This window comes from Bradyrhizobium sp. SRS-191 (assembly GCF_024586915.1).
In the GTDB taxonomy this organism is placed as follows: domain Bacteria; phylum Pseudomonadota; class Alphaproteobacteria; order Rhizobiales; family Xanthobacteraceae; genus Bradyrhizobium.
This window is the reverse complement of the sequence record NZ_JANBVS010000008.1, coordinates 212,939-227,590: the sequence shown is the minus strand read 5'-3', so window position 1 is coordinate 227,590 and position 14,652 is coordinate 212,939. Positions and strand designations below refer to the sequence as shown.

The following is a 14,652-nucleotide window of genomic DNA, read 5'->3' as shown; positions in this document are numbered from 1 at the left end:
CGAAATCGGGTCCTCCCCGTCACGATGGCGGCACGCGGCCTGGATAGGTTTGCCCTTGACGCGCGCCGGGCCGCGCCCGGCTGCGACAACCGGCGCATCGGCGCCAGATCGTTGCGGGGAATTCCATGAGCACCGCCGAGATTCACTATCTGCCGCAGGCACGGGTTCCGCATTCGCGGGGACCGTTGATCCCGCCGATGCCGCCGCGCGCGCCCGACAGCATGGGCACGCTGCGCCGCGTGCTGATGATGGGGCAGAATGCGATCGCCACCTGGAGCCAGCGCGCCTATGAGGATGAGATCATCCGCGGCCGCTTCCTCGGCAGCTCCAGCTACATCCTCAACACGCCCGAAACGATCAAGCATGTGTTGGTCGACAATTGGGAGAACTACGCCCGCACCGTCGGCGCCATCCGCGTGCTTCGGCCGGTGCTGGGCGAAGGCCTGCTGATCGCCGAGGGCAAAGCGTGGAAGCACCAGCGCCGCACCCTGGCGCCGGCCTTCACGCCGCGCGCGGTGTCCGGGCTCATCCCGCACATGGTCGCGGTCACCGACGAGACCGTCGAGCGTATGCGGCAGCAGTGCGGGCAGCCGATCGATCTGCGCGAGATCATGCAGCGGATGACGCTCGACATCGCCGGCCGCACGATGTTCTCGTTCGAGATGGGCCGCCACGGCACGACCTTGCGCGACTTCGTCTATGAGTATGGCGAGCAGCTGGCGGCGCCGCATCTGCTCGACATCGTGCTGCCGCTGTCCTGGCCGACGCCGCGCGATTTTGCCCGCCGCCGCTTTCGCAAGCGCTGGACCGATTTCATCGGCACGCTGATGGCCGAGCGCCGCGCGGCCGGCAAGGTCGAGGACGCGCCGCCGCGCGACCTGTTCGACCTGATGGGGGCGGCGCGCGATCCCGAGACCGGCGCGGCGTTCACCGATGCGCAGCTCGCCGACGAGGTCGCGACCATGATCCTCGCCGGTCACGAGACGACGGCCACCGCGCTGTTCTGGGCGCTGTATCTGATCGCGCTCGATCCGGCCAATCAGGACAAGCTCGCGCAGGAGGCGCGCGCCGCGACCGATCTCAGCAATCCGGACCAATTGCCGTTCACCCGCGCCGTGATGGACGAGACGCTGCGGTTGTATCCGCCGGCCTTCCTGATCGCGCGTGCGGCGAGCGGCCCGGACCGGATCGCGTCGTTCGCCGTGAAGCGCGGTGACGTCGTGCTGATCTCGCCCTGGCTGCTGCACCGGCATGAGAAGCTGTGGGACGCGCCCAATGCCTTCAAGCCGGAGCGCTTCATGCCCGGCGCGCCGCCGCCGGAGCGATTCGCCTATCTGCCGTTCGGCGCCGGCGCGCGCGTCTGCATCGGCGCGCATTTCGCGCTGGTCGAGGCGGTGCTGGCGCTGGCGCGCCTGGTCGGCGCTTTCCGGATCGAGGTCGTCGACCGGGCGCCGGTCATCCCGGTCGGCGTGGTGACCACCCAGCCTGACCGGTCGCCGCTGTTCAGAATCACACCGCGTTGAGCAGCACGCGGCCGCTTGCCCGACTTTACCGAAATGTCATGCGCTCGGAGCGATCCGGCGGATTGCCGGATCCGCTAGCGGTTCGCATATTGAGGGGGCGGGCCGGCTGAGGACCCGCGAGACCAGCGCGAAGGACGCCATGCTCGAAGGATTGCGCCAATTCATCGCCGATGTCGTTTCGCCGCACGAGACGCCGGCCTTCGACGACAATGGCTATCAGCTGGCGGCCACGGCGCTGCTGATCCACGTGATCTCGCTGGACGGCGAGCCGAGCGAGGCCGAGCGGCGCAAGCTGCACAGCCTGATCGAGCTGCGTTTCGGGCTCGATCACGGCTCCGCCGACCGGCTGATCGCGCAGGCCATGCTGGCCGAGGGCGAGGCCGTCGACCTCTACCGCTTCACCAGCGTGATCATGCGCGAGGTCAACGAGGCCGGGCGGCTGCGTATCGTCGAGATGATGTGGGAGCTGGTCTACGCCGACGGCAAGGTGACCGAGTTCGAGGACAATGTGGTGTGGCGCGCTTCGGAGCTGCTGGGCATCTCCACCCGCGACCGGGTCGACCTGAAGCACCGGGTGGCCGGCCGGCGGCAGGGGAACCCGGGCTGAGCCCGATCCACCCGAAAATTCCCACCCGCGGAACGTGGATGAACAAACTTTAATTTTGTTCCGGGCGTCCGGCGTTCATGTAAACCTATGTGAATCCGAAGAGATTGCGTCAATTGGGCGCCGCGCCGCATTTTGCGGCGGCTTGCATGTTCCCTGCTGCCTATGCTCTCGTCCGCGGCAATCGGATGAAGTTCGGAATGTGATCGAAGAGCAGGTGTCGTGGGTGAACGTGTCACGCTCGTAACGGGTGCGTCGTCGGGGATCGGGTCCGAGCTGGCCCGCGTGTTCGCCGCGAATGGACACCGTTTGGCGCTCACGGCGCGCCGCGAGGACCGGCTGGCGGCGCTCGCCGCGGAGATCGCCGCCAAGGGCCGCCCGGCGCCGCTCGTCATTCCCTGCGACCTGACCTCTCCGGAGGCCGGCGCCGCCATCGAGGCTGCGCTGTCAGCGGCCGGCGTGGAGCTGCAATACCTCGTCAACAATGCCGGCTTCGGGCTGTTCGGCAAGGCGGTGCAGCTCGACCGGACCGAGCAGCTCGACATGATCTCGGTGAACGTGCGCGCGCTGACCGAGCTGTCGCTGCGCTTCTCCGACCAGCTGATCCGCAACAAGGGCGGCATCCTCAATCTGGGCTCCGTGGCCGGCTTCCTGCCTGGCCCCGGCATGGCGGTGTATTACGCCTCGAAAGCCTATGTGATCTCGTTCACCGAGGCGTTGCGAAAGGAGCTGGCGCCGCATGGCGTGCGCGTGACCGTGCTCTGTCCCGGCCCGGTGCCATCGGAATTCCAGGATCGCGCCGGCTTCAAGCCGGGGGTCGATTCAGTGATCCTCAACGTCTCGCCGAAGGCGGTCGCAGAGGCCGGCTATCGCGGCCTGATGGCCGACAAGCGGGTCGTGCTGCCGGGGATCGGCATCAAGATCGTGCCGTTCCTGCTGCGCTGGTTCCCGCGCGGATTCATCCTCGACGCCGTGGGCCGGCTGCAGCTGAAGCGGAGTTGATCGGCGCCGCGGTCGCGGATCCGACATTCCGCCCGCGCGATCCGGGCCTTGCCTCCGGGCCAGCATCGGGCCGGAAACCACACGAGATAATCGTTCTGCACTTTTTGCCCTGACCAGTAGCCTTCGGCTATTGCGAAACGGCTTGCAGATGCTTCCTTGCGCGCGCCGAATCGGCCCGTGCTGGCCCGGTGCTTGCTTGGAAACGTGGACTTGCTCACCCCCCGTTAACCTTCGCTTAGCTACGATTGCCAGGTGATGCTCAGGCCAGACCCTTCGCTTCCTTCGAACGGGACCGCCAATGCGGACGTTCGGCCCCTGTCCTCGAAGCCGGCTGCGGCAGCTGCGCCGCATCGGCCCGTCCTCATCATCCTGCACCAGGAAACCTCGAGCCCCGGCCGCATCGGCAATGCGCTGCGGGCGCGGGGCTACCGGCTCGATATCCGACGGCCGCGCTTCGGCGATCCCTTGCCGGAGACGCTCGATGGGCACTCCGGTGCCGTGATTTTCGGCGGTCCGATGAGCGCGAACGATCCCGATGATTTCGTCCGGCGCGAGATCGACTGGATCGAGGTGCCGCTGCGCGAGCAGCGCCCGTTCCTCGGGATCTGCCTGGGGGCGCAGATGCTGGCAATGCAGCTCGGCGCGCGCGTGGCGCCGCACCCGCAGGGCCGCGCCGAGATCGGCTATTACCCGATCCGCCCGACGCGCGCCGGCAAGAAGCTATGCCCGCATTGGCCTGACCATGTCTATCACTGGCACCGTGAAGGCTTCGACCTGCCCGCCGGCGCGGACCTGCTGGCCGAAGGCGGCGACTTCCCGGTTCAGGCCTATCAATACGAGAACGCCACCGGGCTGCAATTCCACCCCGACGTCACCTACGCGATGATGTGCCGCTGGACCACGCGCGGCCATGCCCGGCTGGACACGCCGGGCGCCTGCCCGCGCCAGCATCATTTCGAAGGCCGCGCGGTCCACGATGCCGCCGAGCGGGCGTGGCTCAAGCATTTCCTGGATGGGTGGCTGACGCGGCAGCCGGTGGCCGCCATGGCCGAGGCGGCGGAGTAAAGGCCGTGCTTTCAGATTACTGGGCTTTTGAGATCTAAGTCAGCCCGGCTTCGCCGGGCACCACGCTTCGCCCTTCAGGCTCTTGCGTGGCTGCGCCACGCGCAGCCCGAAGGGCGAAGCGTGGTGGAGCCAGGCGGGATCGAACCGCCGACCTCGTCATTGCGAACGACGCGCTCTCCCAGCTGAGCTATGGCCCCGAAACACGATCGCTTCGTCGCGGCCACACGAGATTGGGAAGGCGGCCGCCGGATCGGGCGCCATTTACAGTCGGTGCCCTGGTCAAGTCAAGAACACTCACATCGCCCGTTAGCCTTGACGGCCAGCTTCCCTTGTTTGGACGGGGGGGAACCGATATCTACCGAACAATCCAGGTCGAATCCGCGACCTCGCCCCCGAGTGGACCCGCATGCGTGCCGTTCTCGACATCGTTCTGATCGTTCTCGACCTCTATGTCTGGCTGCTCATCGCCTCGGCGATCCTGTCGTGGCTGATCGCCTTCAACGTCGTCAACACGCGCAATCAGTTCGTCTCCGCGGTCGCCGAATTCCTGTACCGAATCACCGAGCCGGTGCTGGCCCCGATCCGGCGCATGCTGCCCAATCTCGGCGGCCTCGACATCTCGCCGATCATCCTGATCCTGATCATCATGCTGATCCAGCGGGTCATCGGCTACTACATCTATCCCTACGTGTTCTGACGCGCTGCTCGCGATGGGACCCGCGATGGGACCCTGGCGTCCTGCCGCGGGCGGCCTGACGGTCGCACTCCGCGTGACGCCGCGCGGCGGCCGCGACGCCATCGACGGCATCGAGACCCTGTCCGACGGCCGCAGCGTGCTCAAGGTTCGAGTGCGCGCGGTCGCCGATGGCGGCGAGGCGAATCGCGCCGTCACCGAGCTCCTGGCCAAGGCCATCGGCGTGACCAAGAAGGCGGTGCGGATCACCTCCGGCACGACGTCCCGGCTGAAGCAGGTGGCGATCGACGGCGATGCGGCCAAGCTGGATCAGGCCTTGCGCGACCTCATCGCAGCCCATAAGCCGACCGATAAATAACGAGAGCAGATCAACGCCGACTTTCGGCAGAGCGACTCAATCCGTCCTCGCAATGCCGCCAGCCGGCGAGCTTTTGCTGCCCGTGACGAAGCTGCGGGCGTGGTGTTGAGCCGGACCTCAGGGTGAGGAGCGCGGAAAGCGCGTCTCGAACCATGAGGCCCGAGCTGGGGCCTCGCCCTTCGAGACGCCCGCCTTCGGCGGGCTCCTCAGGGTGGGGGGTGGAAGAAAGCCCGGGCGTCTTGCTCGAAACGACTTGGGTGAACAAAGAGGCAGGGACCAGCCATGACCGCACGCATCATCGACGGGAAACTCATCGCAGCCGATCTGCGCGCGCAGGTGGCGCGCGAGGTCGAGCGGGTCAGGCGCGACCACGGCCTGACGCCGGGCCTCGCGGTGGTGCTGGTCGGCAACGATCCGGCCTCCGAGGTCTATGTCCGCAGCAAGCATACCCAGACTCAGGCCGCCGGCATGGCCTCGTTCGAGCACAGGCTGCCGGCGGACGTCTCGCAGGCGGAGCTGCTGGCGCTGATCGGCAAGCTCAACCAGGATCCCGCCGTGCACGGCATCCTGGTGCAGCTGCCGCTGCCGAAGGGGCTGGAGACCGAAGTCGTCATCAACGCAATCGACCCCGCCAAGGACGTCGACGGGCTGCATCCGCACAATGCCGGCCGCCTCGCGGGCGGCCAGCCGGCGCTGGCGCCGTGCACGCCGCTCGGCTGCATCATTCTCAGCAAGACGGTGCATGGCTCACTGGAGGGCATGAATGCGATCGTGATCGGCCGCTCCAACCTGGTGGGACGTCCGCTGGTGCAGCTGCTGCTGAACGAGAACGCCACGGTGACGATCGCGCATTCGCGCTCGCGCGACTTGGCCGGGCTGACCGCGCGCGCCGATCTGGTCTACGCGGCCGTCGGCCGTCCGGAGATGGTGAAGCGCGACTGGATCAAGCCGGGCGCGACCGTGATCGATGTCGGCATCAACCGCATCCCCACGGCGGAGGGCAAGACGAAGCTGGTCGGCGATGTCGCCTATGCCGAGGTGGCTGAAGTGGCCGGCGCGATCACGCCGGTGCCGGGCGGCGTCGGCCAGATGACGGTGGCCTGCCTGCTGGTGAACACGCTGCGCGCCGCCTGCGCCATCGCCGGGCTGCCGAAGCCGGCGGTGTGATTTGCACAGTCATTCCGGGACAGCCGCGCAGCGGCTGAGCTCAGGTGCGCGGTTGCGCACCCGAGAATCTCGAGATTCCGGGTCTGCGCTTCGCGCATCCCGGAATGATCTTGTGCGCGTTGAACCCAACGCGCCCAAGATCACTTCTTCGCCGCCTTGGCGCGCGCGATGCCCTCGGCGATCAGCTGGTGGGCGTCGTCGGCATTGCCCCAGCGCAGCACCTTGACCCACTTGCCGGGCTCGAGATCCTTGTAGTGCTCGTAGAAGTGCTGGATCTGCTGCAGCGTGATGTCCGGCAGGTCGCTGTAGGTGCGGACCTTGTCGTAGCGCTGCGTCAGCTTCGACGAGGGCACCGCGATGATCTTTTCATCGCCGCCGGCCTCGTCCTCCATGATCAGCACGCCGACCGGGCGCACGCTCATGACCGCGCCGGGCACGATCGCGCGGGTGTTGGCCACCAGCACGTCGCACGGATCGCCATCGTTCGACAGCGTGTGCGGGATGAAGCCGTAATTGCCGGGGTAGCGCATCGCCGTATAGAGGAAGCGGTCGACGAACAGCGTGCCGGCTTCCTTGTCGAGTTCGTACTTGATCGGCTCGCCGCCGACCGGCACTTCGATGACGACGTTGACCTCGCGCGGCGGATCTTTCCCGATCGGGATGGCGTCGATGCGCATGGATGCTCCGTTGAACTTGAACGAACTTGAACGTTTGAGGGTCGGACGCTCGGCAGATGAGCGCTCGCATTCGCAGTCGCAAAAAAATCGCGGCTGCGCAACAGCTACCTCAAATCCAGACCTTCAGTTCAATTCACCGACGCGTTAACGCTTAACGCGTCTCAGAGCTCAGCCGGCCAGGACTCAGTTGGTCCAGGCAAAGGCGACCTTGTCGAGCGACTTCGGTCCGAAGCGCTCCGACGACCGCGCGACCATGCGGCCGCCCAACGCGCGGTAGAACTCGGTGGCGGGGTCGTTGTCTGACAACGCCCACACCACCATGCTCTTCAGGCCGCTCTGCGCGAGATCGCGCTTCGCGGACTGAAAGAGCCGGCGACCGAACCCCAGCCCCTGAAATTCCGGTCGCAGATAAAGCTCGTAGACTTCGCCGTCGAAGTGCAGGCTGCGGGCGCGGTTGCGGCCGTAATTCGCATAGCCGGCGACTTTGTCGTTGAACACCAGCACGCTGACGCGGCTGCCTTTGCGGATTGCGCTGTCCCACCATTGGGGGCCGCGCCGATTGATCAGCTTCTCCAGCTCTGCGCCGGGGATGATCCCCTGATAGGCAGAACGCCAAGCTTCATCGTGGGCTGACGCCACCGCAGCCGCATCTGCAGCCTTGGCCGGACGGACTTCGATCAGGGTTGTGCTCATGACCGGATCAAAGCAAGTCGGCGGTCCGCCTTCAAGGTGCCACGTTAAAGATCGGTTAACCTGTGGACTTTCGGCATCACAGTGGCGGAAACCTGTGCCGAAAAGGGACAAATTCGCAACATTGTTGGGAGGTAGCGGTGCCCTGTCACCGCAGGTTCACAGGCTGAACGAAAAACTGCAACTGACTCGCGCCGGCCTCGGCTAGTGTGGCGCCGGCTCAACAATCTTCCCGTCCGGCTGAATGGTGCTGCTTCGCTGCGTCTCATGGTTGATCGTGCTCGTCCTGACAGGGCCGAATGCATCGGCGCAGACGTTGGGCGCGGCCGCACCGGAAGGCGAGCCGGCCCGGCAGCAACGCTGGATCGTGCCGTCGACGGAGGCGGGATTCCCCGCCCATGCGCTGCTCTATCGCCCTGAAGGCGACGGGCCGTTTCCCTTGGCCTTGATCGCACACGCCTCGACGCAGAATCCGCTGCGCCGGGCGCAGATGCCGCAGCCGAGCTACACGGCGCTTGCGCGCGAGCTGGTCGCGCGCGGCTATGCGGTGCTGGTCCCGGAGCGTCTCGGGCATGGCCGCACAGGCGGGCCTTACGTCGAAGACCAAGGCGACTGCGCTGATCCAAACTACGAGAAGGCAGGACGCGCGACGGCGGCGCAGATCCTGCGCGCGCTCAACTACATGCGCGATCAGCCGTTCATTGCGAAAGTCGGCGCTGTCGTCATCGGCCATTCAGCCGGCGGCTGGGGCGCGCTCGCCCTCGCAGATCGGCCTGATCAGCTCATCTCGAGGGTCGTCGCCTTCGCGCCCGGCCGTGGCGGTCATGCCGACGACGTGCCGGGTCGCGTGTGCGCCGCGGACCGTCTGCACGCGGCAGCGAGCGCCTTCGGCCGCAGGGCGCGCGCTCCCGTCACCTGGCTGATCGCCGCAAACGATAGCTACTTTCCGCCCGCCTTGTCGCGGCAGCTTGCCGATGCCTTCCTATCAGCCGGCGGCCATGTCGAGTTCCATCTGCTGCCGCAATGTGGCACTGACGGACACTGGCTCATCGAGCACGACGACGGCGTCGAAGCGGTTTCAGACGCACTCGGGCGAGCGTCGACCAAGCCCCTGGCGCGGCGGTCGGCCCGGCCGATGCCAGCGAACTGACGGGACCATGATGGCGCTGTATTTCCTGGTCAAATATCTCCACGTGCTCGGCGCCATCGTGATCCTCGGCACCGGTACGGGAATCGCGTTCTTCATGCTGATGGCGCATCTCAGCGGCGAGGCGGCGTTCATCTCGCGCACGGCGGGCGTGGTGGTGATCGCGGACATGATCTTCACGCTCTCGGCGGTGCTGCTGCAGCCGGTCACCGGCGGCACCTTGATGTGGCTGTCGTCGACCGCGGTGACCGACGGCTGGCTGCTGACCTCGCTCGTGCTGTACGCCATCGCCGGGCTGTTCTGGGTGCCCGTGATCTTCATGCAGATCGAGCTGCGCGATCTCTCGCGCGCCGCCGATCGCGGCGGAGAGAAACTGCCGGCGCGCTACTTCACCGTCTTCCGCCGCTGGTTCCTGTGCGGCATCCCCGGCTTCGGCTCGGTCATGGCCATTCTCTGGCTGATGATCGCCAAGCCGTACTAACTGGATTTGCATGATCGCTTCTCCGACGTCACGCGTCCTCGTGCTCGGCGCCTCCGGACTGATCGGCCGCTTCGTCACCGACGACCTGCGCCGGCGCGGGTTTTCGACGATTGGCGTGGCGCGCGCGTTCTCGGCCTCACAACGGATCTCGTCGCTCGATATCGAGCTGCCGATCATGGCGCTCGATGCATCGGCATTGGCGGGGTTCATCCGTGCGCATCAGATCGACGTCGTGGTCAATTGCCTCGGCGTGCTGCAGGATGGACCGGGGAGCGACACCAAGGCCGTGCACCGCGAGTTCGTCGCGCGGCTGCTCGCCGCGATCCCGGCGAGCGGCCGCGGCGTGCGGCTGATTCACATCTCGATTCCCGGCACGGCGGACGAGGATCACACCGCTTTCGCCACGACCAAGCGCGAAGCGGAGCGGCTGATTGCAGCCTCAGGCATTCCGCATGCGATCCTGCGGCCGGGCTTCGTGATCGCACCATCGGCCTATGGCGGCAGCGCGATGCTGCGCGCGCTTGCGGCGTTTCCGGTCGATCTGCCGGCCAAGGATGCGGCGACACCGTTCCAGCCGGTGGACGTTGCCGACATTGCCGCGACCATCGCCTGGCTCGCCGCGCGGCGACTCGATGAGGACGCGACGCGGGCGGTGAGCTGGGATCTGATGCAGCCCGAGCCGGTGACGTTGGGGGACGTCATCGCGGCCTTCCGGCGCAGCTTCGGCACGACCAAATGGCCACGCATCACCGTTCCGGAGCCACTGGTCGATCTCGGCGCCGTCGCCGGTGACCTCTCCAGCCTGCTCGGCTGGATGCCGCCGATGCGCCGCACGGCGATCGCCGAGCTACGCCGCGGCGTGCGCGGCGATCCCGCGCCGTGGATCGCGGCCACCGGCATTGCGCCGACGCAGCTGTGCGAAGCCGTGAGCGCGCAGGGCGCCACGATCCAGGACAAATGGTTCGCGCGGCTGTTCCTGATCAAGGCGCTGATCATCGCGAGCCTCGTGCTGTTCTGGGTCGCCTCCGGCAGCATCGCGCTGTTCATCTCGTTCCCGGCGACCACGGCGATCCTGACCACGCGCGGCTGGCCGGAGGGATTTGCGATCTCGTTCGCGGCGATCACCAGCATGATGGACATCTCTGTCGGCGTGTTGATCGCATTCCGCAAAACGGCGGTTTTCGGCCTCGCTGCCGGCATCTTCGTCTCGCTCGGCTACATGCTGGGATGCGCGGTGCTGACGCCCGATCTCTGGCTCGAGCCGCTCGGCGCGCTGGTGAAGACGGGTCCTGCGATCGTCTTGATGCTGGTCGCGCTGATGATGATGGACAATCGCTGATGACGAAGGTGACGACGAGCTGGCCCGATGACGATGTGATCCTCTATGACGGCGTCTGCGTGTTCTGCTCGCGCTGGGTGCAGTTCGTGATTGCGCGCGACACCGCCAATCGCTTCCGCTTCACGCCGATCCAGTCGGCCTACGGCATCCGGCTGGCGCAGACGTTCGGGATCGATCCCGATGAGCCGGACACCAACGCCGTCGTGCATCGCGGCATGGTGCATCTGAAATCCGATGCGGCGCTGACCGTGCTGTCGAACCTGCCGGGCTGGAGTTGGACCCGCGCGCTGTTCGGAGTGCCCAAGCCGCTGCGCGACGCGGTTTACAGCGTGGTCGCGCGCAACCGCTATCGCATCTGCGGCAAATACGATTCGTGCTTCGTGCCGGACGCCGAATTGCGCCGACGGGTGCTGGAGTAGGATACCAGCGATTGATCGATTGAGGCGAATGGAATATCCGATATAATTCGTTAGATCGATTGATTTGAGCATGAAATTCTCTTCCAAACTGCTGGTTTGGGAGAGTTTTCCATGGCTGCCCCCTCGCACGATCTCACCGCCGATGCGCCCGTTGTCGCTCATCCTGTCCATGTCCACCCCGTTCATGTCCACGCGCCCGCGGCGGCCGGGCTGCCGGCGCTGCTGCCCGGACTGGCACTCTCGGCCGCCATTGCGGCCGGCGCCTTCGGACTGCGTCAGTTGCCGGGGCTTGGGATGTTCAGCCCGATGATCCTGGCGATCGTGGCAGGCATGGCGCTGCATAACGTCGTCGGCACACCATTGCGGGCGAAGCCCGGCGTGGCTTTCGCGATGCGCCGTGTGCTGCGGTTCGCGATCATCCTGCTCGGGCTGCAGCTGACGGCCACCCAGATCGTCGACGTCGGCGCGCGCGGCCTGCTCGTCATCGCCCTGAGCCTGACCGGCACCTTCCTGTTCACGGTGTGGATGGGCCGGCTGCTCGGCGTCGACCGCAAGCTGGCCGAGCTGATCGCCGCGGGCACTTCGATCTGCGGCGCCTCCGCCGCGATCGCGACCAACACGGTGACGCGCGCGCATGACGAGGACGTCGCCTATGCGGTTGCCTGCGTCACCGTGTTCGGCTCGATCGCGATGGTCGCCTATCCGCTGCTGCCCGGGCTGCTGCATCTCGATGCCCACGCCTTCGGGCTTTGGAGTGGCGCCTCGATCCACGAGATCGCCCAGGTGGTCGCGGCGGCCTTTCAGCAAGGGCAGCAGGCCGGCGAGTTCGGCACCATCGCCAAGCTGGCGCGGGTGATGCTGCTGGCCCCGGTGGTGCTCACGCTCGGCCTGCTGGCGACGCGCCGCGCCCGCCATGGCGACCACGGTCATGCCGGCGCGCAGCCGCCGCTGCCCTGGTTCGTGTTCGGCTTCATCGCGATGGTCGGGATCAACAGCGTCATCACGGTGCCGGCCGAGGCGAAGACGGTCATCGTCACCGCGACGACGTTCCTGTTGTCGATGGCGCTCGCCGCGATGGGACTGGAGACGGATTTCACCAAGCTCAAGGCCAAGGGCCTGCGGCCGGCGGCGCTGGGCTTCGCAGCCTTCCTGTTCATCGCGAGCTTCAGCCTGGCGCTGGTGAAGCTGACCACCTAGGAGACGACGTGACGCTCGAGCAGCTCCGGATCTTCGTGGCCGTCGCGACGCGCGAGCACGTCACCCAGGCGGCGCGCGAGCTCAATCTGACGCAGTCGGCGACATCGGCGGCCGTCGCCGCGCTCGAGGCGCGCTACCAGACCAAATTGTTCGACCGGGTTGGCCGCCGCATCGTGCTCACGGCGGCCGGCCGCGCGTTTCTGGTCGAAGCCCGCGCGGTGCTCGCGCGTGCGGCTGCCGCGGAGACCGTGCTCGATGATCTCGCCGGGCTGAAGCGGGGCCAGCTCGCGCTGGCGGCGAGCCAGACCATCTCGGGCTATTGGCTGCCGGCCTTCATTCACCGCTTCAACGCGGCGCATCCGGCGATCAGGCTGGAGCTGTCGATTGGCAATACCGAGCAGGTCGCCGAACGGGTGCGGGAGGGCTCCGCCGATCTCGGCTTCGTCGAAGGCGACGTCGACGACCCCGTGCTCGCGGCGCAGCCGGTCGCGGAGGACGAGATGGTGCTGGTCGGGCCGGTCGGTCACCCGCTGTGCGGGGGAGCAGCGGTGAAGGTCGGGGATCTCAAGGCGGCGCGCTGGGTGTTGCGCGAGCAAGGCTCGGGAACGCGCGCCGTTCTCGAAGCGGCGGTAGGTCGGTTCGGCATCTCTCCCTCCGAACTCGACGTGGTGTTCGATCTGCCCTCCAACGAGGCCGTGCGCGGCGCGGTGGAGGCCGGCGCGGGGGTCACGGTGCTGTCGCGGCTGGTGGTGATGCGGGCGGTGAAGGCGGGACTGCTCGCCGTTGCCAATCTCGAACTCCCGAAGCGGCAGTTCTACAGCCTGCGGCACCGGGAGCATCACCAGACGCAGGCGGCGCGCGAGTTCTTGCGGATGGTGGGAGAGAGCCGGGGTTAGTTTGGGGCTCGTCACTCCGGGGCGGCCTCATCTCGGGATTCCGGGTTCGATGCTTGCGCATCGCCCCGGAATGACGGCGGAGGGGCTAAGTCAGTGCGGATCTAGTGCCGCCAACGCCTCCTTTGCCGCCCGCTCACCTGAGTCGCGAGCGCCGTGAGCCGTCGAGAAGAAATCCGGTGGCGTCGCCTCTCCCGCAAAGAACAGCCGCCCATCGACCGGGGCGGCCAGCACGGCGCGCTTGTCGGCGTGGCCAGGCAGCGCATGCGAATAGGCGCCGCGCGCGAACGGGTCGGCGCCCCAGCGCGACTCGGCGAGCGGCTTGAGGCTCTTGCGGATGTCGCTGCCGAGCAGCGCCACGACATCGTCGATCGCCTGCGCCGTGAGTGCCCCCTCGCCCGCCGCCTCGATTTCGCGGGCGAAGCTGCCGCCGTAAAAGCCCTCGATGCAGGGCTGGCCGAACGGGCGCAGCTGAAAACTGCCGACGCGGGCGGTGCTGCTGCGGCCGCGCATGCCGGAATCCCTAGGCAGATGCGCCCAGCCCTCGAGCGCCAGCGTCACCTTGTTGTCGAGGCCGAGCGGCAGGCCGGCAGCGGCATCGACCTTCTCGGGCAGAGCCGGCGTGAAGCGGAGCGCTTCGTCGGCGATGAGATTGGTGGGGACGGTGATGATGACCTTGTCGGCGGTCAATGTGCCTTGCGATGTCGTGAGCCCGATGCGCTTGCCACTGTGATCGATCAGCGTGACATTGCAGCTGAGCGCGACCGGCAGTTCCGCGCCGTAGGCCGAGACCAGCGCGCCATAACCACGGCGGACGCGCCAGTTCAGCTCGGTGTCCTCATAGGCCTCGAAGTCGAGCAGCGACATCTGGTCGAGCTCGCAGCCGTTGAGATAGGTGCAGATCGCATCGATCATGCCGTTCCAGCGATTGCCGGGCTCCAGGCAGATGCTCGCTGGCGCATCGCGGCCACTTGTCGCGGCGTCTGCGGTACGGGTGAAAAAGGCTTCTAGAGCGCGCAGGAAATCCTCGCGTTCGGCACGCGGGAATGCCGCCTGATAGGCCTGATCACGCCACGGCGGGCGCGACTTGTCGATGGCGAAGGAAAGCTGCTCGGCGACGGGGACGAAGGAGTTGCGGTCGGCGGAGTGCAACCAGCCGCAGCCGAGATCGAACGTCACATCGGGCGAGGCCATGATGGTGTGGGCCCGGCCGCCGATGCGGTCACGGGCTTCGAGCACGATGAAGGAGACGCCGTTGTCGCGCAGCGTATGCGCGGCGCCGAGGCCGGCCGCGCCGGCCCCGATGATTGCGATGTCGACGGAGGATGGGAAGGACATCGGGTCATCCAACTCCGTCGTCATGCCCGGGCTTGCCCCGGGCATCCATCTGCGTTCT

Annotated in this window: 16 protein-coding genes and 1 tRNA gene; 13 read left to right on the top strand and 4 right to left on the bottom strand. The window is 67.0% G+C overall.

The annotated features are described in order from the left end of the window. The first annotated feature begins 125 nt into the window (after positions 1-125). The 4 genes from NLR35_RS16970 (at position 126) to NLR35_RS16955 (ending at position 4,194) form a co-directional block, all read left to right on the top strand. The gene (locus NLR35_RS16970) at positions 126-1,523 is read left to right on the top strand and encodes a cytochrome P450 (RefSeq protein ID WP_257167670.1); all 1,398 of its coding nucleotides are present in this window, start codon (positions 126-128) and stop codon (positions 1,521-1,523) included. Positions 1,524-1,662: 139 nt separating this feature from the next. Further along, on the top strand, positions 1,663-2,130 hold the full coding sequence (locus NLR35_RS16965) for a TerB family tellurite resistance protein (RefSeq protein WP_257167669.1): 468 nt from the start codon (positions 1,663-1,665) through the stop codon (positions 2,128-2,130). 219 nt (positions 2,131-2,349) lie between these two features. Next, positions 2,350-3,129 (top strand): SDR family oxidoreductase, encoded by a 780-nt coding sequence (locus NLR35_RS16960; protein ID WP_257167668.1) that lies wholly within the window; start codon positions 2,350-2,352, stop codon positions 3,127-3,129. A 255-nt stretch (positions 3,130-3,384) separates the two neighbouring features. Then, a complete protein-coding gene (locus NLR35_RS16955) occupies positions 3,385-4,194 on the top strand; it encodes a glutamine amidotransferase (RefSeq protein WP_257167667.1) in 810 nt (269 codons plus the stop codon). A gap of 121 nt (positions 4,195-4,315) precedes the next feature. Here the strand turns inward: NLR35_RS16955 and NLR35_RS16950 are convergent. Beyond that, positions 4,316-4,391: transfer RNA gene (locus tag NLR35_RS16950), tRNA-Ala, on the bottom strand. 209 nt (positions 4,392-4,600) lie between these two features. On the opposite strand from NLR35_RS16950, the gene NLR35_RS16945 reads away from it, so the two are divergent. The 3 genes from NLR35_RS16945 (at position 4,601) to folD (ending at position 6,413) form a co-directional block, all read left to right on the top strand. Continuing rightward, positions 4,601-4,891 (top strand): YggT family protein, encoded by a 291-nt coding sequence (locus NLR35_RS16945; RefSeq protein WP_006615376.1) that lies wholly within the window; start codon positions 4,601-4,603, stop codon positions 4,889-4,891. Positions 4,892-4,916: 25 nt separating this feature from the next. Further along, a complete protein-coding gene (locus NLR35_RS16940) occupies positions 4,917-5,246 on the top strand; it encodes a DUF167 domain-containing protein (protein ID WP_257167666.1) in 330 nt (109 codons plus the stop codon). Between the two features lie 282 nt (positions 5,247-5,528). Then, positions 5,529-6,413, top strand: a complete 885-nt coding sequence (folD, locus tag NLR35_RS16935) for a bifunctional methylenetetrahydrofolate dehydrogenase/methenyltetrahydrofolate cyclohydrolase FolD (protein WP_257167665.1) — start codon at positions 5,529-5,531, stop codon at positions 6,411-6,413. Positions 6,414-6,553: 140 nt separating this feature from the next. Here folD and ppa read toward each other — a convergent pair whose 3' ends face one another. Beyond that, the gene (ppa, locus tag NLR35_RS16930; RefSeq protein WP_006611903.1) at positions 6,554-7,090 is read right to left on the bottom strand and encodes an inorganic diphosphatase; all 537 of its coding nucleotides are present in this window, start codon (positions 7,088-7,090) and stop codon (positions 6,554-6,556) included. Between the two features lie 183 nt (positions 7,091-7,273). After that, positions 7,274-7,783, bottom strand: a complete 510-nt coding sequence (locus NLR35_RS16925; RefSeq protein ID WP_006611902.1) for a GNAT family N-acetyltransferase — start codon at positions 7,781-7,783, stop codon at positions 7,274-7,276. A gap of 241 nt (positions 7,784-8,024) precedes the next feature. Here NLR35_RS16925 and NLR35_RS16920 point away from each other — a divergent pair, with 241 nt between their 5' ends. From NLR35_RS16920 to NLR35_RS16895, 6 genes are all read left to right on the top strand, one after another. Further along, on the top strand, positions 8,025-8,930 hold the full coding sequence (locus NLR35_RS16920) for a S9 family peptidase (protein WP_257167664.1): 906 nt from the start codon (positions 8,025-8,027) through the stop codon (positions 8,928-8,930). A gap of 10 nt (positions 8,931-8,940) precedes the next feature. Then, positions 8,941-9,408 (top strand): DUF2269 domain-containing protein, encoded by a 468-nt coding sequence (locus NLR35_RS16915; RefSeq protein WP_257167768.1) that lies wholly within the window; start codon positions 8,941-8,943, stop codon positions 9,406-9,408. 10 nt (positions 9,409-9,418) lie between these two features. Further along, positions 9,419-10,747, top strand: a complete 1,329-nt coding sequence (locus tag NLR35_RS16910; RefSeq protein WP_257167663.1) for an SDR family oxidoreductase — start codon at positions 9,419-9,421, stop codon at positions 10,745-10,747. After that, on the top strand, positions 10,747-11,166 hold the full coding sequence (locus tag NLR35_RS16905) for a thiol-disulfide oxidoreductase DCC family protein (RefSeq protein WP_257167662.1): 420 nt from the start codon (positions 10,747-10,749) through the stop codon (positions 11,164-11,166). The genes NLR35_RS16910 and NLR35_RS16905 overlap by 1 nt, the downstream gene beginning before the upstream one ends. Before the next feature lie 222 nt (positions 11,167-11,388). Next, complete coding sequence (locus NLR35_RS16900) at positions 11,389-12,363, top strand: YeiH family protein (RefSeq protein ID WP_257167767.1); 975 nt, start codon at positions 11,389-11,391, stop codon at positions 12,361-12,363. 8 nt (positions 12,364-12,371) lie between these two features. Next, positions 12,372-13,259 carry a LysR family transcriptional regulator gene (locus tag NLR35_RS16895; RefSeq protein WP_257167661.1) on the top strand — a complete coding sequence of 296 codons (888 nt, stop codon included), beginning with the start codon at positions 12,372-12,374 and terminating at the stop codon, positions 13,257-13,259. Between the two features lie 90 nt (positions 13,260-13,349). Here NLR35_RS16895 and NLR35_RS16890 read toward each other — a convergent pair whose 3' ends face one another. Beyond that, positions 13,350-14,594, bottom strand: a complete 1,245-nt coding sequence (locus NLR35_RS16890; RefSeq protein WP_257167660.1) for an NAD(P)/FAD-dependent oxidoreductase — start codon at positions 14,592-14,594, stop codon at positions 13,350-13,352. Positions 14,595-14,652 lie beyond the last annotated feature (58 nt).